This is a genomic window from Paenisporosarcina sp. OV554 (assembly GCF_003058165.1).
Classification (GTDB): domain Bacteria; phylum Bacillota; class Bacilli; order Bacillales_A; family Planococcaceae; genus Paenisporosarcina.
On the sequence record NZ_QBUC01000001.1, the window covers coordinates 347390 to 370976 of the forward strand.

Genomic DNA, 23587 nt, shown 5'->3' on the forward strand with positions numbered 1-23587 from the left:
TTTCAAATTTGTAAGCGGATACTTTTGTTTAATAAGTTGATGTGATATAAAATGTAGTGAGAAATTCGAAACAAAGGAGTCTTAAAATGAAGTTTAAATCAGTTTTTGATATTATTGGTCCAGTAATGATTGGACCGTCATCTTCACACACTGCTGGTGCTGCAAGAATTGGTCTGGTGACGCGTGAACTATTCGGTCGACAACCAACATGGGCGAAAATATATTTATATGGTTCTTTTGCTGAGACTTACAAAGGTCACGGAACGGACATCGCAATAATTGGTGGATTACTAGGTTTTGATACATTTGATGAACGCATTAAAACATCGTTTGATCTTGCGAAAGAAGCGAGCTTGACGTTTGAATTTATACCAGAAAGTGGTCACACTGAGCATCCAAATACTGCGCGTCTTGTAATTGGTGATGATTCAAGTGAAATGGAGTTGATCGGGGTTTCAATAGGTGGAGGAAAAATCGAAATTAGTGAATTAAATGGATTCCCTCTTCGATTGTCAGGAAATCATTCCGCTATTTTAGTCGTACATGACGATAAACCTGGTAGTATTGCGAAAGTAGCAAGTTGTTTAGCAGAACAAAATATTAACATTGGCCATATGGAAGTTTCTCGTAAGGAACAAGGGCAAATGGCTTTGATGGTTATTGAAGTTGATGAACATATTGAAGAACATGTACTTCAACAAATCGCACTATTACCACATATTATTCAAGTAACAAAAATCTCAGATTGAGGAGGGTTTGTATATGAAATTCTTATTCCGTAATGTAAAAGAATTAGTAGAATTAGCGACAACTGAAAATAAATTAATCTCTGAATTAATGATAGAACAAGAAATGCTAGTTACGAGAAGAAGTCGTGAAGATATTATGAAGCAAATGGATACGAACCTTACTGTTATGGAACAAGCAGTGGAAAAAGGGTTGAAAGGTGTTCATTCTACATCTGGTTTAACTGGTGGAGATGCCGTGCTACTTCACAATTATATGAAGAAAGGCAATACGCTTTCAGGGGCATTATTAATCGACGCAGTGAGTAAAGCTGTAGCGACGAATGAAGTGAACGCTGCAATGGGAACTATTTGTGCAACACCAACTGCAGGTTCTGCAGGAGTGGTGCCAGGTACTTTATTTGCTGTTCAAAATCAATTGAATCCAACACGTGAACAAATGATTCGTTATTTATTTACTTCTGGTGCATTTGGATTCGTTGTTGCGAACAATGCATCAATTTCAGGTGCTGCCGGTGGATGTCAAGCAGAAGTTGGTTCAGCTGCCGCAATGGCTGCTGCCGCCATTGTCGAAATGTCAGGAGGTTCTCCACAGCAATGTTCAGAGGCTTTTGCTATTTCAATGAAAAATATGCTTGGACTTGTATGTGATCCAGTTGCAGGTTTAGTTGAGGTGCCATGTGTGAAACGTAATGCTATGGGTGCTGCGAATGCATTAGTCTCTGCTGATATGGCACTAGCAGGTGTTACAAGTCGTATTCCATGTGATGAAGTTATCGATGCCATGTTCAAGATTGGACAAACAATGCCGAGTGCATTAAAAGAAACAGCACAAGGTGGTTTAGCTGCAACACCAACCGGGAGAGCACTAGCTGAAAGAATATTTGGTGCTGACTTTGTAAAAGGTGTCTAGTAAACAGCTTCAGTCTGTAAATAGCATAAAGGGCGTAGGTGGCGAAACAGAAAAAACTTTAGCTGATATGGGAATTCTTACGTTGCAAGATTTAGTCATGACATTTCCATATCGTCATGAAGATTTCCGTTTAAAAAACATTGCAGAAACGCCACATAACGAACGAGTGACAGTAGAGGGAAGGGTCGAAAGCGAACCTTCCATTCTATTTTTAGGAAGAAACAAATCGCGTTTACAAATTCGATTGCTTGTTGGTCCTCATTTAATAAAAGTGGTGTTTTTTAATCAAGCGTACTTGAAAAATAAGATTACAAGCGGGCAAATCGTAACAGTCACCGGAAAGTGGGATCGTGGTCGCCAAGCAATCAGTGCCACTCATTTTTCCTCAGGTCCCAAAACAGATCAAATTGATTTTGAACCTATGTATAGTTTAAAAGGTTCTCTTCATCAAAAAACGTTCAGGAAATTTATGCATCAAGCTTTGCAACAAATGGGTACAGAATTAGAAGATTGTTTACCACATGAAATTAGAGAATCATATAAACTTTTACCTGTGTTCGAGGCGCTTGAAGGTGTTCATTTTCCAAAGGATGCTGAACATGTCAAACAGGCTAGAAGAAGATTTGTGTATGAAGAGTTACTAATGTTTCAATTGAAAATGCAAGCGATTAAAAAAGTGCGCAAAGAACAAAATCAAGGCATCGCAATTGCTTACGATATCCAAAAAGTAAAAGATTTGATAGCGACTTTACCTTATGAGTTAACAGCAGCTCAGAAACGTGTAGTTAATGAAATATGTAAAGATTTAAAAGAACCTCATCGCATGAATCGATTGCTTCAAGGAGATGTGGGTTCGGGGAAAACGGTAGTTGCAGCAATCGCATTGTATGCTGTTATTACTGCTGGTTTTCAAGGGGCATTAATGGCTCCGACCGAAATTTTAGCAGAGCAACATGCCGATTCCTTGCATGAGTGGTTATCTCCAATGGGTATTCGCATCGCATTATTAACAGGTTCTACTAAAACCAAAGCCCGTAGAACTCTTCATGAGCAACTTCAAAACGGTGAAATTGATTTACTTATAGGTACACATGCTTTAATTCAACCAGATGTAGAATTTCGGCAACTTGGTCTCGTGATTACAGATGAGCAACATCGATTTGGTGTAGACCAACGTCGTGTCTTAAGAGATAAAGGCATGAGTCCGGACGTGTTATTTATGACTGCTACACCGATTCCTCGTACACTAGCCATTACTGCATTTGGGGAAATGGATGTTTCAACCATCGATGAAATGCCTGCTGGACGAAAAGAGATTGAAACGCATTGGGTCAAAAAGGAACTCTTCGATGAAACCATTAAACGAATGGCTAAAGAACTGCAAGAGGGTAAACAAGCATATGTTATTTGTCCGCTTATTGAAGAGTCTGATAAGCTTGATGTCCAAAATACTGTAGATGTGTATGAGCAATTATCGTCCATTTTTCATAATAAATTTAAAGTAGGTCTTATGCATGGTCGTTTGCATTCGAGTGAAAAAGATGAAGTGATGCGAGCGTTTAGTGAAGGTCAAATACAAGTGCTTGTCTCTACTACAGTTGTAGAGGTTGGTGTTAATGTACCGAATGCAACGTTTATGGTTATTTACGATGCCGAACGTTTTGGACTAGCTCAACTACATCAACTCCGTGGTCGTGTAGGTCGTGGCTCAGCGCAGTCGTATTGTATATTACTTGCAGATCCAAAATCAGAAGAAGGTAAAGAACGCATGACGTCGATGACTGAAACGAATGATGGCTTTAAATTGGCTCAAAAAGATTTAGAGCTTCGAGGACCAGGTGACTTTTTTGGACGCAAACAAAGTGGCTTGCCTGAATTTAAAATGGCTGATTTGGTTCATGATTATCGAGCATTGGAAACTGCAAGACAAGATGCTGAGAAATATCTTTCTTCAAATGAGTTTTGGACAAGTGAGGAGACGAAGTGTTTACGGACTTACTTACAAAACTCGGGTGCTCTAGATGGCGATAGAATTGATTAAAAAGAATGTAAGACTGTTAAAGGTTGTTCAAAAAGTCCACCAAATTAAGTGAAGACCGCACTAAGCGGGGAGACAGCCGTTGCCCAATTGGCAACGGCTGTCTTCCTTTTTCATTGGCTCATGCTCCTTTTTAAACACGGACTTTCAGACAATCCTTGCATTCTTTTTCTTGTATTTATATACTGATAATAGTACCAAGTGCTAATATCGGATGGTGAAGATATGAAACGTTCAAAAAAAGAACGCCAACAACAATTAATACATACCATTAAAAACAATCCGTTCATCACGGACGACGCCTTAGCTAATCTTTTTACAGTCAGCGTTCAAACTGTTCGATTGGACCGTTTAGAGTTGTCGATACCTGAGTTACGTGAACGTATTAAACACGTAGCCTCGAAATCATTTGAGGATGAGGTTCGTTCTTTACCTTTAAGTGATGTTATTGGGGAAATGGTTGACATTGAACTGGACGAACGAGCAATTTCTATATTTGACGTAAAATCAGAACATATATTTCAGAGAAACCAAATTGCGCGAGGGCATCATTTATTCGCTCAAGCTAACTCCTTGGCAGTAGCAGTCATCAATGATGAATTAGCGTTAACAGTTAAATCTACTTTATCATTTGTAAAGCCTGTGAAATTGGGAGATCGGGTCATTGCAAAAGCATTTGTGACACGTAAAGATCAAGAAAAAAATCGCACATTTGTAGAAGTCACTTCAACTGTAGAAAACGAAATTGTTTTTGAAGGACAGTTTGAAATGTTTCGAGCGAATGAAGCAAGTAAAGGTGAATTGAAATGAAAATAGCAGTAGATGCAATGGGTGGAGATCACGCACCGAAAGAAATTGTGGAGGGTGTCTATTTGGCACTTGAGAAATTTGAAGATATTCATATTCTATTATTTGGACATGAGGAAAAAGTAAAACCTTTTGTTAAACCACATGCTCGATTAACAATGATTCATACAGAAGAAAAAATTGAATCGGACGATGAACCAGTTAGAGCGATTCGTCGTAAAAAAGATGCCTCAATGGTACGCATGGCCGAAGCTGTGAAAAATGGCGAAGCAGATGCGTGTGTATCTGCAGGTAATACAGGTGCTCTCATGGCTGCAGGCCTTTTCATCGTAGGACGAATTGAAGGTATTGATCGACCTGCACTTGCACCTACATTACCTACTGTAGATGGACAAGGTTTTGTGATGTTGGATTTAGGTGCAAATTCAGATGCTAAGCCAGAACATCTGGTGCAGTTCGGAATTATGGGAAGTATTTACGCTGCGAAAGTACGTGGAATCGACTCTCCACGCGTTGGTTTACTCAACATTGGAACGGAAGAAACCAAAGGCAATGAGTTGACCAAATTAGCATTTACTCAGTTAAAACAAGCTCCAATTAACTTTGTAGGAAACGTAGAATCTCGTGATTTACTGTTAAACGTAGCTGATGTAGTGGTTACTGACGGCTTTACAGGCAACATGGTATTAAAAACAATTGAAGGAACCGCAGCTAGTTTCTTTAGCATGTTAAAAGAAGTGTATTCATCTTCAACGAAGTCGAAAATTTCAGCATATCTCGTAAAAGATGATTTGAGAGGCTTGAAAAATAAAATGGATTATACCGAATATGGTGGTGCTGCTTTGTTTGGATTAAAAGCACCCGTCATAAAAGCACATGGTTCTTCAAATGCAACTGCAGTGATGAACGCAATTCGCCAAGCACGAACAATGGTTGAATTTGACGTATGCGGAACCATTTATTCAACAATAGCAGGAGGCAAAACACAATGACCAAAATTGCATTTATTTTTCCTGGACAAGGCTCTCAAGCTGTAGGGATGGGTAGCGAATTAGTCCATTCGAACAATGGAAATAAAGAATTTTATGATAAAGCAGATGAACAGTTAGGTTTTGCGTTATCTAAACTCATGCTAGAAGGACCGGCAGAAGAATTGACTTATACATACAATGCCCAGCCGGCTTTATTGACAACAAGTACGATGGTTTCTGAACTTCTACAAGCAGCTGGGTTAAAACCTGACTATACAATTGGACATAGTTTAGGAGAGTACTCTGCGCTTGTTGCTTCAGGTGTGATGTCATTTGAAGATGGTGTAAAGATCGTCCACGATAGAGGATTGTTCATGAACGAAGCAGTACCGGCCGGAGAAGGTGCGATGGCAGCAATATTAGGCATGCAGTCAGATGCTTTGAAAGTAGTAACGGATCAAGTAACCTCACAAGGCGATGTAGTTCAATTAGCTAACTTAAATTGTCCTGGTCAAATTGTTATTTCTGGAACTAAACAAGGTGTAGAAAAAGCTTCTTTACAAGCTAAAGAAGCGGGTGCTAAGCGTGCGATACCTCTAGTTGTAAGTGGTCCTTTCCATTCGGAATTAATGCGTCCAGCAGCTTCGAAGTTGCAACAAGCTTTAAACCAACTGGAAATGCATAATACAGATGTGCCTGTTATTTCGAACGTCACCGCAAGTCCAGTTACAACAGCTGAAGAAATGAAAGAATTGCTCGTTCAACAATTATATTCGCCTGTGCGTTTTGAAGAATCGATTCGCGCATTGATGGACTTAGGTGTCAACACATTTATTGAATGTGGACCTGGCAAAGTATTGAGTGGTTTAGTAAAGAAAATAGACCGATCTGCAGTTATTTATGCAGCTTATGATTTAGAGTCAATCGAAAAAGTGATTGAAGCATCGAAGGAGTGGGCGTAATGGGGAAATTGGAAGGTAAAACAGCAATCGTCACAGGGGCTTCTCGAGGAATAGGAGCCGAAATTGCTAAATACTTGGCAAAAGAAGGCGCGCGTATTGCCGTGAACTATAGCGGTAGTCAATCAAAAGCAGAAGAAGTTGTTAATGAAATTACGGCAAATGGTGGCGAAGCATTTGCCATTCAAGCAAGTGTCAGTGATGTTGAAAGTGTATCCGCTATGATTTCTGAAACGATGAATCGTTTTGGAAGTATTGATATCCTAGTTAATAACGCAGGTATCACACGTGATAATCTATTAATGCGTATGAAAGAAAACGAATGGGACGATGTTATTAACACGAATTTAAAAGGTGTGTTCTTATGTACCAAAGCGGTTACACGCCAAATGATGAAACAACGTTCTGGACGAATCATTAATATTTCTTCTGTCGTGGGCGTATCTGGCAATGCGGGTCAGGCAAACTATGTTGCAGCAAAAGCTGGAGTCATTGGCTTAACGAAGACAACAGCTAAAGAATTAGCTAGTCGCAACATTAATGTCAATGCAATTGCCCCAGGATTTATTACGACTGAAATGACAGATGAACTATCAGAAGAAGTGAAAAATCAAATGCTTACACAAATTCCTTTAGCAAAACTTGGCAGCCCTGAAGACGTTGCGAAAGCTGTTGTGTTTTTAGCTTCTGAAGATTCAAACTATATTACGGGCCAAACACTTCATGTAAATGGTGGAATGGTCATGTAATTGCCCCTATCAAGTAGGCTTGTTTTTTTGTATAATCATTGAGGGGAGGTGACTTTAGTGGCAACTGTAATAGAGCGAGTAACAAAAGTAATCGTAGATCGTTTAGGTGTTGACGAGAGCGAAGTGAAATTGGAAGCTTCTTTCCGTGATGATTTAGGTGCTGATTCTTTAGATGTAGTTGAACTTGTTATGGAATTAGAAGATGAGTTCGATATGGAGATTTCTGATGAAGATGCTGAGCAAATCAGTACAGTAGGAAGTGCAGTAACTTTTATTGAAAGCAAACAAGGATAAGCAATTATTCCATTGCGAGACGTGGAAGACATTCATAATGAATGGTCTTCTGCGTCTCTATTTCTTTTTGCACAAAAGACGACAAACGAGTAAAATAGACCGTAGTTATTAAAGGAAGGCAGATTACATGATGACGGGTAAACGAAGAGGGACGCCTCAAAAAAACGGTACATTTTCAGAAACAGTTAAGCAATCATTTGCAATATTACAGCAAGAATTAGGAGTTCAATTTTTAAATCCAGAACTTCTGTATCAATCTTTTACACATTCATCTTATGTGAATGAGCATCGACGGAAATTTTACACGGACAATGAGCGACTTGAATTTTTAGGTGACGCAGTTCTAGAGCTGTCTGTCTCTCAATATTTATTTCAAAAGTTTACTGCCATGAGTGAAGGCGAGTTGACGAAATTACGTGCAGCGATTGTATGTGAACCGTCACTCGTATTATTTGCGAATGAATTGAACTTTGGGAAATATGTGCTTTTAGGTAAGGGAGAAGAAGTTACAGGAGGACGAGGACGCCCTGCACTTCTTGCAGATGTCTTTGAGTCTTATGTTGGTGCCCTTTATTTAGATCAAGGCTTACAACCTGTTGTAACGTTTTTAGAGAAAGTAGTCTTTCCAAAAGTCGAAACCGGTGCTTTTTCGCATGTGATGGATTATAAGAGTCAGTTGCAAGAGATGGTTCAACAAACGAATAATGGTTCCTTAAGCTATGAAATCATAGAAGAAAAAGGACCAGCCCATAACCGTACGTTTGTTTCAAGTGTTCGATTAGGAAACAGCGAACTAGGTATTGGAAACGGGAAGTCTAAAAAAGAAGCTGAACAAAAAGCCGCACAAGTAGCGATCGTTCACTTACAAGAACAAGCTACAAGTAGACAGGAGGGCTAATTTTGTTCCTTAAACGACTTGAAGTCATTGGATTTAAATCGTTTGCGGATCGAGTTGGTATCGATTTTGTGCCTGGAGTAACCGCGGTTGTTGGCCCTAATGGTAGTGGGAAAAGTAATGTGACGGATGCTATTCGTTGGGTTCTCGGTGAGCAATCAGCGAAATCTCTTCGTGGAGCGAAAATGGAAGATGTAATTTTTGCGGGAAGTGATTCTAGAAAACCACTCAATTTTGCAGAAGTCACACTCATACTCGACAACTCAGATCAGCGCTTGCCTTTAGATTACAATGAAATAAGTGTCACAAGACGCGTGTTCCGTTCTGGAGATAGCGATTATTTATTAAATAAACAATCTTGTAGATTGAAAGATATTACCGATTTGTTTATGGATTCAGGATTGGGCAAAGAAGCTTTTTCAATTATTTCACAAGGCCGAGTCGACGAGATATTAAATAGTCGTCCTGAAGACCGCCGTTCTATTTTTGAAGAGGCTGCTGGCGTTCTGAAATACAAATTGCGCAAAAAGAAAGCAGAGAACAAGCTTTTTGAAACAGATGACAATCTTCACCGAGTATTGGATATACTACATGAGTTAGATGATCGAATGGAACCGCTTCAAATGCAATCGTCAGCAGCCACCGATTATTTACGTATGTCTGAAGAACTAAAAGATGTGGATCTCAAATTAATAGCGTTTGATTTAACTAACGTAAACAAACGCTTAACTGAAGTAATGCAAGAAGTCGACATTTTCAAGCAACAAGAAAAAGAACTTGAGAGCGTCATTGTGGATATGGAAGTTGAGTTGCAGTCGGTACGAGGTCAATTGGCAAAGCAAGACAGTTTAATTGATGAGTCCCAAGAATCCTTGGTCGAGGCAAGTTCAGAACTTGAACGATGGGATGGTCGTAAGCTATTAATGGCTGAAAAACGTCATAATAAGGATCAACAAATTGAAAAATTGAAATTGACAATTGTTGATCTCGAAGAAGACAAAGTCCAGTTAACGACCCAGTTGGAACTAAAACAAATGATTGCGACAAAAAGTAAAGCTGAATTGCGAACTGTTCAAAATGAAGTAAAACAATTAGATCATTTATTAAAACAAACAAGTGCTGAAATTGAAGTGGAAATAGAAGATCATAAATCGACGTATATTGAATTGTTAAATGAAGAAGCGACTGTTAAAAATGAATTGAAACATCTAGATCAACAACTACTTCAACAAGATGAATTTAAAGGTAAGAAAACGAGCGAATATAAACAAATTACTTCTGATTTAGCGAAAGTTAAAGAACAAAAGAATCAAGTCGATCAACAGCTTTCACAAATTCGTAGTTCTTTAAATGAAAAATTGACCTATTACAAAGATCTACAACAAACGTTTTCAAAAGAAAAAGATAAACTAGAATCTAAACAGTCAATGTTGTACCAAGCTTATCAGCATCAACAACAATTAAAGGCAAGAAAAGAGTCATTGGAAGCACTTGAAGCAGATTTCTCTGGTTTCTTCCAAGGTGTAAAAGAAGTATTAGTTGCGCGTGAAAAGGGTCAGCTTACTGGGATAACTGGAGCAGTAGCGGAACTCATTCAAGTGAAGGCAGCTTACGCTAAAGCACTTGAAACAGCACTTGGTGGTGCAATGCAACATATTGTCACTGATACTGATCAAGATGCCCGAAAAGCGATTGCCTTCTTAAAGACGAAACGCACTGGACGTGCAACCTTCTTACCTAAAACAGTGATGAAGTCGAGAAAAATTCATTCTGATGGATTGCATAGTATTAAGAGCCATCCATCATTCATTCAAACGGCTGATGAACTCGTTTCGTTTGAACCATCATCGAAATCCATTGTGGAAAATTTACTTGGAAATGTAATTGTAGTAAAAGATTTAGAAGGTGCATCTCAGATTGCGAAGTCAATTCAATATCGATACCGAGTAGTGACCTTGGATGGCGATATTATTAATGCAGGCGGTTCATTAACTGGTGGATTTACAAAACAGCAATCTTCTGTATTTTCTAGAAAAGCTGAATTGGATGAACTATCATTGAAATTAGCTGGAATGGACGATTCTATTCAGACAGCTGAGAATCAAGTGTCTACTTTAAAAATGGCAATTGATAAACAAGCTTTATTACTTGAAAGTATGCGTACTGAAGGTGAAGAAAGTAGAGCGCAAGAATTAGAACTAAGTTCAAACTCACGCGAACTCGAAGCCACATTAAAACGTCTTAAGGAACGTGCTTTTGTCTCGAACTCAGAAGCAAAAGACGTGACAAGTCGTCATGAACAAGCTGTTGAGAAAAAAGAACTCGCACACAAACGCCTTTTTGAATTAAAAGAAGAATTGGGTAAAATCAACGAAACAATTAATCGTTTAACGAATCTTAAGTCCAAAAACTTAAGTGACCGAGACCAATTAACTGAACAAATGGCTGAGCTTCGTTCCAGACAGGCAGTGTTAGCTGAACAATTGAAAGCTGCTGAGCAAACTGTAGCGGAAATCCAGGAGAACATTCAAAAAGTGACGAACAAGCTTGATCATGCCACCAAAGAAATGCAGTGGTATATAACTGGTGATAGTCAAATGGGTCCAACACCTATTGAAATTGACCAGAACTTGAATGATTGGACAAAAAAGAAAAAATCTCTTGTGGGACTAATTGCGAAAAGTAAAGAGCAACGTATGCAAACTCACAACCAACTCCAACAAGTGGAGCTTCAATTGAAGAAAAACCAACATTTACACAAACAACAATTAGATTTACTTCGAGCTGCAGAAGTGAAGATGAATCGTTTTGATGTAGAGCAATCTACGCTTCATATGCAATTAGAAGAAAACTATCATGTTACAATCGATGAAATAGACCTTCCGAATATGGAAACATTTGAAGAACAAGGATCACGTAAAAAAGTCAAATTACTTAAACAGTCTATTGAAGAATTAGGACCTGTAAATATAGCTTCAATAGAAGAGTTTGAACGTGTTTCTGAACGTCATTCGTTTTTAACTGAACAGCGTCAAGATTTAATGGATGCAAAAGAAACGTTACATGAAGCAATTAAAGAAATGGACGAGGAAATGACTTTACGCTTCAGTGATACTTTCCATGCGATTCGTGCGCAATTTGGACGGGTATTCCGAGAGTTATTCGGTGGTGGTCAAGCTGATTTAGTGCTAACGGATCCAACGAATATGCTTGAAACTGGTATCGAAATCATCGCACAACCTCCTGGAAAGAAACGTCAAAACTTAAGTTTACTTTCGGGTGGAGAGCGAGCATTGACTGCTATTGCCTTGTTGTTTGCCATTTTAAACATACGTCCTGTACCGTTTTGTATTTTAGACGAAGTCGAAGCGGCGCTTGATGAATCGAATGTCGTTCGTTATAGTCAGTATTTGAAAAAGTTTAGTCACGATACACAGTTTATCGTCATTACTCATCGTAAAGGAACGATGGAAGGTGCCGATGTGTTGTATGGTATTACCATGCAAGAATCGGGAATTTCCAAATTAGTATCCGTAAAAATGCAAGAAGATAAACCGACACTTGTCGCACAAGGGAGCGAAAGAGCTTGAGTTTCTTTAAAAAGATAAAAGAAAAAATATCAGGAACGAGTGAATCGGTTTCTGTTTCCGAAAAGTTTAAGGATGGATTATCAAAGACTCGTAATCAATTTACTTCGAAAGTAAATGATTTGGTTGCTAAATACCGAAAAGTAGATGAAGATTTCTTTGAAGAGTTGGAAGATTTATTGCTTCAAGCCGATGTTGGTGTAGATACAGTAATGGAACTAATGGATGCATTGCGTTTTGAAGTGAAACGTAAGAATATTAAAGATACTGCTGGTATTCAATCGGTGATTTCTGAGAAGTTAGTGGAGATTTATGAATCAGGCGAAGCTGAGTTCAACGGACTTGCTATTCAAGAATCGGGTTTAACGGTTATTTTATTCGTAGGTGTTAATGGCGTTGGAAAAACAACAACCATTGGTAAATTAGCACATCGCTTAAAACAACAAGGGAAAACGGTGATGTTAGCAGCTGGTGATACATTTAGAGCGGGCGCGATTGAGCAATTGCAAGTTTGGGGAGACCGAGTAGGTGTTGATGTTATCAAGCAATCGGAAGGCTCGGATCCTGCAGCAGTTATGTACGATGCTGTGCGAGCTGCAAAAAGCCGAGGTGTAGATGTATTGATTTGTGATACTGCTGGGCGTTTGCAAAATAAGGTGAATCTGATGAATGAATTACAAAAAGTTCACCGTGTTATTGAGCGTGAAGTCCCAGGGGCTCCGCATGAGGTATTACTTGCATTAGACGCTACTACAGGACAAAATGCGTTGATACAAGCACAAGCTTTTAAAGAAGCTACCAACGTAACCGGCATTGTCTTAACGAAGTTAGACGGTACTGCAAAGGGTGGAATTGTGTTGGCAATTCGCAACAAGCTGCATATTCCAGTTAAATTTGTGGGTTTAGGTGAGAAAATGGATGATTTACAACCATTTGATACTGAAAAGTATGTATACGGATTATTTGCTGAAGGTTTAGAACAAGAAGAATCTAATGAAATGAACTAGACAAGTAAAAATACTTGACGCATCATGAGTTGCTAGATATGATACAAGTAGAACACTGTAGGTGGGAGAGATCATGATGCTACTTGAAAAAACAACACGTATGAACTTTCTTTATGATTTCTATCAGTCATTACTGACAGAAAAACAAAGAAGTTATATGCATCTCTACTATCTAGATGATCACTCACTTGGAGAAATAGCGCACGAATATGAAATTTCTAGACAAGCTGTCTATGATAATATTCGTCGCACAGAAGCCATGTTAGAAGAGTATGAAGATAAACTACGCTTATTTGAAAAATTTCAGCAGCGCCAAGTTGTAATGGATCAATTACAACAAGTAATACAGGCGGAAACTGTCAATAAAGAGCTAGCATTTGATTTGATTGTGATGCTAAAAGAATCGGATTAGGAGGCGGCATGCATGGCATTTGAAGGATTAGCCGAGCGGCTGCAAGGAACTATCCAACGTATTAAAGGTAAAGGTAAAGTTTCCGAAGCAGACGTAAAAGAAATGATGAGAGAAGTTCGCTTTGCTTTAATCGAAGCAGACGTTAACTTAAAAGTTGTCAAAGAATTCGTTAAAAAAGTAAGTGAACGTGCAGTTGGCGTGGATGTCATGAAGAGTTTGACACCGGGTCAACAAGTAATCAAAATCGTAAAAGATGAGTTAACTGAATTAATGGGTGGCGAACAAAGCCCGATTCAATTTGCTAAAAAACCACCTACCGTTATTATGATGGTTGGTTTACAAGGTGCCGGTAAAACAACGACAACTGGTAAACTAGCGAACCTTTTGCGTAAAAAGCACAATCGAAATCCATTATTAGTTGCAGCAGATATTTATCGTCCCGCTGCTATTCAGCAATTGCAAACGATTGGAAAGCAATTATCCTTACCTGTTTTTTCAATGGGAACAGATGTATCACCTGTGGAAATTGTACGCCAAGCAATTGAGAAATCAAAAGAAGACCACAATGACGTAATCATCATTGATACGGCAGGACGTTTGCATATCGATGAAGTGTTAATGCAAGAATTAAAAGACATCCGTGCATTAAAAGAACCAGATGAGATATTCTTAGTCGTGGATTCAATGACCGGTCAAGATGCTGTTAATGTCGCACAAAGCTTCAATGAAACAATTGGCATTACAGGAGTTGTATTAACAAAACTTGATGGTGATACACGTGGTGGAGCAGCTTTATCTATCCGCTCAGTAGCTCAAAAACCGATAAAATTTGTCGGGATGGGTGAAAAAATGGACGCACTTGAAGCTTTCCACCCAGAACGTATGGCTTCTCGAATCCTTGGGATGGGTGACATGTTGTCGCTGATTGAAAAAGCTCAAGAGAATGTCGACGAAGAAAAGGCAAAAGAGCTTGAAGAGAAGTTTAGAACGCAAAGCTTTACATTTGATGATTTTATTGAACAATTGAACCAAGTGAAAAAAATGGGGCCTCTTGAGGACATCATTAAAATGCTGCCTGGTGCAGGTAAAATCAAAGGTTTAGAGAATGCTAAAGTTGATGAAAAACAGATGAGTCGAGTAGAGGCTATTATTTATGCCATGACTCCTCAAGAGAAAACGACACCCGATATCATTAACTCAAGTCGTAAGAAACGAATTGCCAAAGGATCGGGAACCACGATTCAAGATGTGAACCGATTACTTAAACAATTTGAAGACATGAAGAAAATGATGAAGCAAATGTCGGGCATGCAACAAAAAGGCAAAAAGAAGATGAAAATGCCTGGTCTTAACTCTCTTTTCAAATGATTTTCTAGTGAAATTTATAGGTGTTAAGAAAAAACACTTTACAAACAAATAAAACCTTGATAATATACTATCTTGTGTGAAACTATTCGGAGGTGCTATTAAACATGGCAGTTAAAATTCGCTTAAAACGTATGGGAGCTAAAAAGTCTCCTTTCTATCGTATTGTTGTTGCTGACGCTCGTGCTCCACGTGACGGCCGTCAAATCGAAACAGTTGGTACTTACAACCCATTAACAAAACCAGCTGAAGTTAAGATCAATGAAGAACTAGCTTTAAAATGGTTATCAAATGGTGCTAAACCATCTGATACAGTTCGTAACTTGTTCTCTGATCAAGGTATCATGGAGAAACACCATATCGCAAAAAACGCTAAGTAATCGGGGGCAGCATAATGAAGCAGCTGATTGAAACAATTGTTAAACCATTAGTCGATTATCCGGATGATGTTCGAGTTGAACTTGACGAAAATACAAACCGTATTGTCTACAAACTTTCTGTCCATGCTGAAGATATGGGGAAAGTGATTGGTAAGCAAGGACGTGTGGCGAAAGCGATTCGTACCATTGTTTATTCAGCGGCAAGCAGCCACCATAACAAGAAAACGTATGTCGATATTTTAGATTGATAAAAGAGGAAGGAGCTCACAGTTCCTTCCTTTTTTGTACCGATAAAAGGTGAAATGTTTTAATATTAATTTTTACTAACTTAGATTTTTCATCTAATTTCAAGCATCTGAGCCGAGGTGAAATTGCGTTTGGACCCACAGGACGTGGGTCATGAAGGCGTCGCGATCTTAGCCTTCGACGCTTTTCTAATAAGCTTGGTAAAGAATGTAGGTTGATATTGAAGAACAAACAAAAGAGTACATTCGCGCCTAGCATGCCGCAAGAGCGTGAAGAATGAGACCCACTAGTATGTGGTTTTCTTACGATGATGACAGGTTTCCAGTTCGCTTCGGAAGCTTTACCAACTGCACGTTGTTCTAGAGATAAAAGAGGTTGGGCTTGTGATTGTGTCACTTCGCCCAACTCTCTTTTCGTAGATCATCCTGCGGCGGATGTGCAACCTGAAAGCACACAATGATTTTGGTTTGTTTAACTAAAGAATAGAAGGTTTCTTTAAGTAGATGTTCAGCCAAAGATGCTATTTCGGCCTCTTCCTGCTTCTTTTATTTTCAAGCTAAAATTGACAGAAGTTGAGTGAAATTTGATTTAATTAAGTATCACTAAAACTAAAGACTGAATCCTTAATTGCTTTAATTGTGGATAATTAAAAATAGAAGAAAGAGTACATTTGCGCCTAGCATGCTAAGGAAGGAAGGTTAAAAACGCCACGTCCTGTGGCAACACCTTCATGACCCACTTCCTGTGGGCCAAAGAATGAGACCCACAAGTCTGTGGTTTCCATACTTGTTGGCTCATGCGGAACGTACGGCTAGCTCAAACGTACGATAAACATCAGTATAGTTTAACAGAGCCTTTTAATAAGGAGTGATTTCAATGGAATGGTATAACGTAGGTAAAATTGTCAACACGCACGGGATTCGTGGAGAGGTTCGTGTGATTTCAAGTACGGACTTCCCTGAAGAGCGATATGCAATTGGTAACAAGCTTTCATTATTTAGAGAAGGAACGAAAACGCCTTTAGTGTTAACTGTGGCTACTCATCGTCAACACAAAAACTTTGACCTTTTGACATTTGAAGGGTTTTTGACAATTGAAATGGTGGAAGGTTTCCGTGGAGGCATCTTAAAAATTTCTGAAAACCAATTAACTGATTTAGAGGGTAATGAATACTATTTCCATGAAATTATGGGATGTACTGTTTATGACCTTGAAGGACAAGAAATTGGTGTAGTGACGGATATTTTACAAACAGGAGCAAATGATGTTTGGACTGTGACGCCTGCAAAAGGAAAACCCCATTACATTCCTTATATCGAAGATGTAGTGAAAGAAATTGATGTGGATGAAAAGAAAATCATTATTGACGCATTGGATGGCTTATTGTCATGATGCATATTCATGTGTTGTCGTTGTTTCCAGCTATGTTCGAAGGCGTCTTTGGATCATCGATTTTAAAAAAAGCACAGGAAAAGCAGGCTGTTACGTTAGAGGTAACCGATTTTCGTACGTATTCGGGCAATAAACATAGTCAGGTAGACGATTATCCTTATGGCGGGGGTGCAGGTATGGTATTAAAGCCAGAGCCCTTATTCCAAGCTGTAGAGGCAATATCTACAAACTCGGCAAAACCAAGGATTATTTTAATGTGTCCACAAGGTGAGCGCTTTACGCAAGCAAAAGCAGAAGAGCTAGCGCAAGAAGAAGAATTGATTTTTTTGTGTGGCCATTACGAGGGATACGATGAACGGGTTCGCGAACATTTGGTAACAGATGAAATTTCAATCGGAGATTTTGTGTTAACGGGTGGCGAACTTGGAGCAATGACGGTAATCGATAGTGTCGTTCGATTACTACCTGGAGTACTTGGTAACGGGGAGTCTCCTGTTCAAGATTCATTTTCAACTGGTTTACTCGAGCATCCACACTACACAAGACCTTCAGAATTCAGAGGATTTAAGGTGCCTGAGGTGTTGCTATCTGGTAATCATGCACTTATTGATCAATGGCGTCGCGAACAATCTTTATATAGGACCTGGAGTAGACGTCCCGACTTGCTACAGAATACTGAATTAACCGCGAGTGAACAAAAGAAAATTGCTCAGTGGGTGAAAGAGAAAAACAACTAAATGGTCTTGCTTGCTTCAATGAGTTGTGGTATCATTTAATCTGTACTTCTTTTGTGAAGTGCCGAATTACGGTGTTCCGCTGCAGCCATAGTCGTTGGCATGAGCATCTGTCTAAGGAGAGAAAACTATGCAAAACATTATTACAGAAATCACTAAAGACCAACTTCGTACGGATCTTCCTGAATTCCGTCCTGGTGACACAGTTCGTGTACACGTTAAGGTTGTAGAGGGAACTCGCGAACGTATCCAAATGTATGAAGGTGTTGTTATTAAACGTCGTGGTGGCGGAGTAAGTTCAACATTCACAGTTCGTAAGATTTCTTACGGAGTAGGTGTAGAGCGTACATTCCCAGTACACACACCAAAAATTGCGCAATTAGAAGTTCTTCGTCGTGGTAAAGTACGTCGTGCGAAATTGTATTACCTACGTGATCTACGTGGTAAAGCAGCTCGTATTAAAGAAGCGCGCTACTAATAATCTAAATCAGAAAGAGAGCTTGGCAATCAAGCTCTCTTTCTTTTTGCTTGTCATTAATAATACTTGTACAATTAAACTAATTGAAGCAAGGAGGCAACAACATGGAACAAGCTAAAAAAGAAAAGAATGAGTTTTGGGAATGGTCAAAAGCATTGCTCATCGCTTTTGGACTAGCCTGGCTGATTCGGTTTTTTCTATTTACACCAATAGTCGTCGATGGAGAATCGATGATGCCAACACTTGAAGATGGAGACCGTATGATTGTCAACAAAATTGGCTACGAAGTAGGAGAACCTGAACGGTACGATATCGTTGTGTTTCATGCACCTGAAAAAAAAGATTACATAAAACGGGTAATCGGTTTGCCAGGAGATCATGTTGCTTATAAAAACGATCAGTTATTTATTAATGGTGAACCTCAAGAAGAACCTTATTTAGAACCTTATAAAAAAGAAATTATTGAAGGTCCTTTAACGGAAGATTTCACACTTGAAGATTACACAGACGTGTCAGTAATCCCTGAAGGATATGTGTTTGTGATGGGTGATAATCGAAGATATAGTAAAGACAGTCGAATGATTGGATTAGTTTCGATGGAGGAAATAATAGGCAGCACAAGTGTTATTTTCTGGCCACCAAATGAAATGGGATTTGTCGAGTAACAATGGAGGGGATTAAAACATGACCATACAATGGTTTCCGGGTCATATGGCGAAAGCTCGCCGCGAAGTAACGGAAAAATTAAAATTAGTTGATATTATTTTTGAATTAATTGACGCTAGGTTACCGTTATCTTCAAGAAATCCAATGATAGACGAAGTAATTGGTCAAAAAACAAGATTGTTAATATTAAATAAAGCTGATATGGCGGATGATTTTAAAACGAAGGCATGGATTCGCTATTTCGAAGAGCGTGGTCATCGTGCAGTTGCCATAAACTCATTTGAAGGCAAAGGATTGCAACAAGTAACTAATGCTGCCACCGAACTATTAGCTGAAAAATGGGAGCGTATGGCCTCTCGCGGGATTAAACCTCGTGCGATTCGCGCAATGATTGTTGGTATTCCGAACGTAGGGAAATCTACATTAATCAATCGTTTAGCAAAGAAAAATCTCGCGAAAACAGGAAATACTCCTGGGATAACTAAAGCTCAACAATGGATTAAAGTAGGCAAAGAACTTGAGTTATTAGATACACCAGGTATATTATGGCCGAAATTTGAAGATCAATCAGTTGGCTATAAATTAGCTTTAACTGGTGCCATCAAAGACACCATTACTAATATGGAGGATTTGGCCGTATACGGCTTACATTTTCTAGCTGATCACTATCCAAAACGCATGGAAGAACGATATAAATTGACTGAAGTGGATGAAGATTTAGTGAAAACTTTTGATCACATCGGAAAACTTAGACGTGCTATCGGAAATGGTGGGGAAATCGATTATGAAAAAGTTGCAGAACTCATCGTACGCGATATCCGTGGTCAACATCTCGGGAAATTAACGTTTGATATTGTAGAAGAGATGTCTACGACTTCAGAACAATAACCTTTTTTGCCTTCGGGTAAGAAAGGTTTTTTCATGATACATAATTTAGAGGTGAAGAGTATGGAAACCATCAAAACGATTGCTGAAAAACTAAAACACACGTCTCAGCCAAATGAATGGACTAATAAATTAACTGAAGATCATCGAGCGGGAGTATTAAAGTTAATTACTTCATGGCAAAAAAGACTGGAGCAAGAAAAACAGATACAAATGATTCATGAAGAGAAAATCCGTTTTGACGAAAGTTTTAAACTACATAAAAATGACTTAGTTGCTGGCATTGATGAAGCAGGGCGAGGACCACTTGCTGGTCCAGTCGTCACAGCGGCTGTCATTTTTCATGAACACCCACATGAATTAATTGGCATCAATGACTCTAAACTGCTCTCACGATTTAAAAGAGAAAATTACGCAGAAATCATCAAAAAATATGCTCTAGCCTACTATGTACATATTCAATCTGTTGAACAAGTTGATACATTAAATATTTATCAAGCAACTAAATCTTCCATGATGTTAGCTGTTGACAATTTATCCATTCAACCACAGGTATTATTAGTCGATGCCATGACACTGCCAACTGATATTGCACAACATTCGATTATTAAAGGGGACGCGAAAAGTTTAGCTATAGCAGCTGCATCGATTTTAGCCAAAACAACTCGAGATAATTTGATGAATGAATTCGACAAAATCTATCCTGAATATCACTTTTCAAAAAATGCCGGGTATGGAACATCCGATCATTTATCAGCATTAAAGCAGTTTGGGGTAACAAAAATTCACCGAAAATCCTTCGAGCCGATAAAATCTATGATTCGATAAGAATTCCGAATATTTGACCTATAACGCAAAATAAAAGACTTATGTGGACATTGTTTGACAGGTTTTATACAATGGTTAAGGTAGTAAATTACTTGTTTAAAGTTTGATTGGAGGATGTAATATGAATATCCATGAATATCAAGGTAAACAACTCCTCAGACAATACGGTGTAGCAGTTTCGACAGGCTTAGTTGCTTTTTCTCCAGAAGAAGCGGTAAAGGCTGCCAAAGAACTGGGCACTGATGTTGTTGTGGTTAAAGCTCAAATCCACGCAGGTGGTCGTGGTAAAGCCGGCGGTGTTAAAATCGCTAAGAACTTAGATGAGGTTCGTGCATACGCAAAAGAACTTCTTGGTAAAGTGCTTGTTACTCATCAAACAGGTCCAGAAGGTAAAGAAATTAAGCGTCTTCTTGTTGAAGAGGGATGCGACATTAAAAAAGAATACTACTTAGGTTTAGTACTTGACCGTGCAACTGCTCGTGTAACTCTTATGGGTTCTGAAGAAGGCGGAATGGATATTGAAGAAGTAGCGGAAGCAACTCCTGAAAAAATCTTCAAAGAAGTTATTGATCCAGTTGTTGGATTAACAGGATTCCAAGCACGTCGTATGGCTTTCAATATGAACATTCCAGCTAAATTAGTAAACAAAGCTGTGAAATTCATGCTTGGTTTATACCAAGTATTTATCGAAAAAGATGCAGCAATCGTAGAGATTAACCCACTTGTAGTAACTGGTGGCGGAGATGTAATGGCACTTGACGCGAAGTTTAACTTCGATGCAAATGCATTATATCGTCATAAAGATATCTTAGAATTACGCGATTTCGACGAAGAAGATGCAAAAGAAATTGAAGCATCTAAATATGACCTTAGCTATATCTCTTTAGATGGCAACATCGGATGTATGGTAAACGGCGCTGGACTAGCTATGGCTACAATGGACACAATTAGCTATTACGGCGGATCACCCGCAAACTTCCTTGACGTTGGGGGCGGCGCGACAGCTGAGAAAGTAACGGAAGCATTCAAAATCATCCTTTCAGACAAAAATGTTAAAGGTATCTTTGTTAACATTTTCGGTGGAATTATGAAGTGTGACGTTATCGCTGAAGGCGTAATCACAGCTGCGAAAGAAGTTGGATTACAAGTACCACTTGTTGTTCGTCTAGAAGGAACAAACGTGGACCTTGGTAAGAAATTATTGAATGAATCTGGCTTAAACATTGTTGCGGCTGGCTCTATGGCTGATGGCGCGCAAAAAATTGTTGAACTTGTAGGCTAAGAAAGGCAGGGACAAAAGATGAGCGTATATATTAATAAAGATACGAAAGTACTCGTACAAGGTATTACGGGTTCAACTGCTCTTTTCCATACAAAACAAATGCTTGAGTATGGCACGAAAATCGTTGCTGGTGTTACACCAGGAAAAGGCGGTACTGAAGCTGAAGGCGTACCTGTTTTTAATACTGTAGAAGAAGCTGTGAAAGCAACTGGCGCTAACGTGTCTGTTATTTATGTTCCAGCACCATTCGCTGCAGATGCTATTTTAGAAGCTGTAGATGCTGATTTAGATATGGCGATCTGTATTACAGAACATATTCCTGTTCTTGATATGGTAAAAGTAAAACGCTATATGGAAGGCAAAAAAACACGTTTAGTCGGACCGAACTGCCCGGGTGTTATCACTCCTGACGAATGTAAAATTGGTATTATGCCAGGATACATTCACAAAAAAGGTCATGTAGGCGTAGTTTCACGTTCTGGAACACTTACTTATGAAGCAGTACACCAACTTTCTCAAGAAGGTATTGGACAAAGTACAGCTGTAGGTATTGGTGGAGATCCAGTAAACGGAACTGACTTCATCGACGCTTTAATGGCATTCAATGAAGATCCAGACACGTATGCAGTAGTTATGATTGGTGAAATCGGCGGAACTGCAGAAGAAGAAGCAGCAGAGTGGATTCAAGCTAACATGACGAAGCCGGTAGTAGGATTTATTGGTGGACAAACTGCTCCAGAAGGCAAGCGCATGGGCCATGCTGGTGCGATTATCTCTGGTGGTAAAGGTACAGCAGCTGACAAAATCAAAGCGATGAACGCAGCTGGCATGGAAGTTGCAGCTACGCCATCAGTAATTGGTGAAACTTTAATCAAAGTGATTAAAGAAAAAGGCTTATACGATCAATGTAAAACACATTAATCAATAAAAAAGCGGCACATCGATCGGTGTGTCGCTTCTTTTTAAAGAAAAAAGAATTCTTAATATTTAGTAATATTGCAATTTAATAGAGTTAAATATTTTACACGTATCGAATAAGGAGGAAAGCTATGATCAATCAATCATTTCAGCAACGCTTGCTGGCACTTCATTACGTCTTGCCTATTCCGTTAAATCGCTTGCAGCCCCTACTTCAAGTTGATCCGGAGTTAGCAGAGTGTGAACGTATGCATATTCACCAACTATCCCGTCTGTTAAACCTCACTCATGAGCGGGCTAGAAAGTTTAAAGACGCTTATGTAAAAGCGCTTGGAACCCCCCTTATTCAAGCGTACATCACGAATAACATCACACCACTCCCATTTAATCATCCCAATTACCCTAAACAGTTAAGCACGCTGTATGACCCACCCACTATTCTATACGCAAAAGGTCGACTAGATTACTTGTTGATGGATTATCATGTTGCTGTGATTGGTGCCAGAAACGCATCGGACTATTCTAAGGATGCTATGGCTTATATACTTCCACCCCTTGTGAAGCATGACGTCGTCATTGTTAGTGGACTTGCCAAAGGTGCAGATGCAATGGCACATCAATTCACTCATGAATTAGGAGGGAAAACCATTGGTGTATTAGGTCATGGTCACTTTATTCGTTATCCAAAGGAGAATTCGGCTATTTACGATATTATGGAAAAACACCATTTAACATTGTCTGAATATCCACCATATGTAACACCTGAGAAGTGGTATTTCCTAATGCGAAATCGCTTGATTAGTGGCCTTTCTCAAGCAGTGGTGATAACGGAAGCTAAAGAGAAGAGTGGCACAGTTAATACACTTCAACATGCTTTAGATAATGGTAGAGAGGTCTTTTGTGTGCCTGGTCCCATAACATCATTATTGTCTCTTGGACCTAATCAGTCACTCCTAGAAGGGGCAAAACCTGTATGGAATGGATATCAAATCATTGAAGAATTGCAAGGAATTGCATCTCGAAAATGACTAAGAA

General features: G+C 39.1%; 24 protein-coding genes. All 24 read left to right on the forward strand.

Annotated features, from left to right (window positions below; genetic code table 11):
* Window positions 1-86: 86 nt before the first annotated feature.
* The 24 genes from sdaAB to dprA all read left to right on the forward strand — a co-directional run bounded on the left by sdaAB (window position 87) and on the right by dprA (window position 23580).
* Window positions 87-749, forward strand: coding sequence for an L-serine ammonia-lyase, iron-sulfur-dependent subunit beta (gene sdaAB / locus C8K15_RS01645; protein WP_108584600.1), 663 nt, complete (start codon window positions 87-89; stop codon window positions 747-749).
* Window positions 750-762: 13 nt separating this feature from the next.
* The gene (gene sdaAA, locus C8K15_RS01650; RefSeq protein ID WP_108584602.1) at window positions 763-1659 is read left to right on the forward strand and encodes an L-serine ammonia-lyase, iron-sulfur-dependent, subunit alpha; all 897 of its coding nucleotides are present in this window, start codon (window positions 763-765) and stop codon (window positions 1657-1659) included.
* On the forward strand, window positions 1652-3700 hold the full coding sequence (gene recG / locus C8K15_RS01655) for an ATP-dependent DNA helicase RecG (protein ID WP_108584603.1): 2049 nt from the start codon (window positions 1652-1654) through the stop codon (window positions 3698-3700). Before sdaAA ends, recG begins: the two co-directional genes overlap by 8 nt.
* 222 nt (window positions 3701-3922) lie before the next feature.
* Window positions 3923-4507, forward strand: a complete 585-nt coding sequence (fapR, locus tag C8K15_RS01660) for a transcription factor FapR (RefSeq protein WP_108584605.1) — start codon at window positions 3923-3925, stop codon at window positions 4505-4507.
* Window positions 4504-5496: a phosphate acyltransferase PlsX gene (gene plsX / locus C8K15_RS01665; protein ID WP_108584606.1), complete on the forward strand. Its 993-nt coding sequence runs from the start codon at window positions 4504-4506 to the stop codon at window positions 5494-5496. Before fapR ends, plsX begins: the two co-directional genes overlap by 4 nt.
* A complete protein-coding gene (fabD, locus tag C8K15_RS01670) occupies window positions 5493-6437 on the forward strand; it encodes an ACP S-malonyltransferase (RefSeq protein ID WP_108584608.1) in 945 nt (314 codons plus the stop codon). The genes plsX and fabD overlap by 4 nt, the downstream gene beginning before the upstream one ends.
* Window positions 6437-7183, forward strand: coding sequence for a 3-oxoacyl-[acyl-carrier-protein] reductase (gene fabG / locus C8K15_RS01675; RefSeq protein WP_108584609.1), 747 nt, complete (start codon window positions 6437-6439; stop codon window positions 7181-7183). Before fabD ends, fabG begins: the two co-directional genes overlap by 1 nt.
* A 57-nt stretch (window positions 7184-7240) precedes the next feature.
* Window positions 7241-7477, forward strand: coding sequence for an acyl carrier protein (gene acpP, locus C8K15_RS01680; protein WP_024535029.1), 237 nt, complete (start codon window positions 7241-7243; stop codon window positions 7475-7477).
* A 130-nt stretch (window positions 7478-7607) separates the two neighbouring features.
* Entirely contained in the window at window positions 7608-8375 is a 768-nt protein-coding gene (gene rnc / locus C8K15_RS01685; RefSeq protein WP_108584772.1) for a ribonuclease III, read from the forward strand.
* Between the two features lie 2 nt (window positions 8376-8377).
* On the forward strand, window positions 8378-11962 hold the full coding sequence (gene smc, locus C8K15_RS01690; RefSeq protein WP_108584611.1) for a chromosome segregation protein SMC: 3585 nt from the start codon (window positions 8378-8380) through the stop codon (window positions 11960-11962).
* Window positions 11959-12966 (forward strand): signal recognition particle-docking protein FtsY, encoded by a 1008-nt coding sequence (gene ftsY, locus C8K15_RS01695; RefSeq protein ID WP_108584612.1) that lies wholly within the window; start codon window positions 11959-11961, stop codon window positions 12964-12966. The genes smc and ftsY overlap by 4 nt, the downstream gene beginning before the upstream one ends.
* 76 nt (window positions 12967-13042) lie before the next feature.
* Window positions 13043-13378 (forward strand): putative DNA-binding protein, encoded by a 336-nt coding sequence (locus C8K15_RS01700; protein WP_108584773.1) that lies wholly within the window; start codon window positions 13043-13045, stop codon window positions 13376-13378.
* A 12-nt stretch (window positions 13379-13390) separates the two neighbouring features.
* Window positions 13391-14746 (forward strand): signal recognition particle protein, encoded by a 1356-nt coding sequence (ffh, locus tag C8K15_RS01705; protein WP_108584614.1) that lies wholly within the window; start codon window positions 13391-13393, stop codon window positions 14744-14746.
* Window positions 14747-14850: 104 nt separating this feature from the next.
* Window positions 14851-15123: a 30S ribosomal protein S16 gene (rpsP, locus tag C8K15_RS01710; RefSeq protein ID WP_024535023.1), complete on the forward strand. Its 273-nt coding sequence runs from the start codon at window positions 14851-14853 to the stop codon at window positions 15121-15123.
* Window positions 15124-15137: 14 nt separating this feature from the next.
* On the forward strand, window positions 15138-15371 hold the full coding sequence (locus C8K15_RS01715; protein ID WP_024535022.1) for a KH domain-containing protein: 234 nt from the start codon (window positions 15138-15140) through the stop codon (window positions 15369-15371).
* A gap of 874 nt (window positions 15372-16245) precedes the next feature.
* Window positions 16246-16761, forward strand: coding sequence for a ribosome maturation factor RimM (gene rimM / locus C8K15_RS01725; RefSeq protein ID WP_108584618.1), 516 nt, complete (start codon window positions 16246-16248; stop codon window positions 16759-16761).
* Window positions 16761-17498 (forward strand): tRNA (guanosine(37)-N1)-methyltransferase TrmD, encoded by a 738-nt coding sequence (gene trmD, locus C8K15_RS01730; protein ID WP_108584775.1) that lies wholly within the window; start codon window positions 16761-16763, stop codon window positions 17496-17498. Before rimM ends, trmD begins: the two co-directional genes overlap by 1 nt.
* Window positions 17499-17625: 127 nt before the next feature.
* On the forward strand, window positions 17626-17973 hold the full coding sequence (rplS, locus tag C8K15_RS01735) for a 50S ribosomal protein L19 (protein WP_108584619.1): 348 nt from the start codon (window positions 17626-17628) through the stop codon (window positions 17971-17973).
* Between the two features lie 104 nt (window positions 17974-18077).
* Window positions 18078-18638 (forward strand): signal peptidase I, encoded by a 561-nt coding sequence (lepB, locus tag C8K15_RS01740; protein ID WP_108584621.1) that lies wholly within the window; start codon window positions 18078-18080, stop codon window positions 18636-18638.
* A gap of 19 nt (window positions 18639-18657) precedes the next feature.
* Complete coding sequence (gene ylqF / locus C8K15_RS01745; RefSeq protein WP_108584623.1) at window positions 18658-19527, forward strand: ribosome biogenesis GTPase YlqF; 870 nt, start codon at window positions 18658-18660, stop codon at window positions 19525-19527.
* Window positions 19528-19587: 60 nt separating this feature from the next.
* A complete protein-coding gene (locus tag C8K15_RS01750; protein ID WP_108584624.1) occupies window positions 19588-20352 on the forward strand; it encodes a ribonuclease HII in 765 nt (254 codons plus the stop codon).
* A gap of 121 nt (window positions 20353-20473) precedes the next feature.
* Window positions 20474-21634: an ADP-forming succinate--CoA ligase subunit beta gene (gene sucC, locus C8K15_RS01755; protein ID WP_108584626.1), complete on the forward strand. Its 1161-nt coding sequence runs from the start codon at window positions 20474-20476 to the stop codon at window positions 21632-21634.
* Between the two features lie 18 nt (window positions 21635-21652).
* A complete protein-coding gene (sucD, locus tag C8K15_RS01760) occupies window positions 21653-22555 on the forward strand; it encodes a succinate--CoA ligase subunit alpha (RefSeq protein ID WP_108584628.1) in 903 nt (300 codons plus the stop codon).
* A gap of 128 nt (window positions 22556-22683) precedes the next feature.
* Complete coding sequence (gene dprA / locus C8K15_RS01765) at window positions 22684-23580, forward strand: DNA-processing protein DprA (RefSeq protein ID WP_108584630.1); 897 nt, start codon at window positions 22684-22686, stop codon at window positions 23578-23580.
* The last annotated feature ends 7 nt before the right edge of the window (window positions 23581-23587 follow it).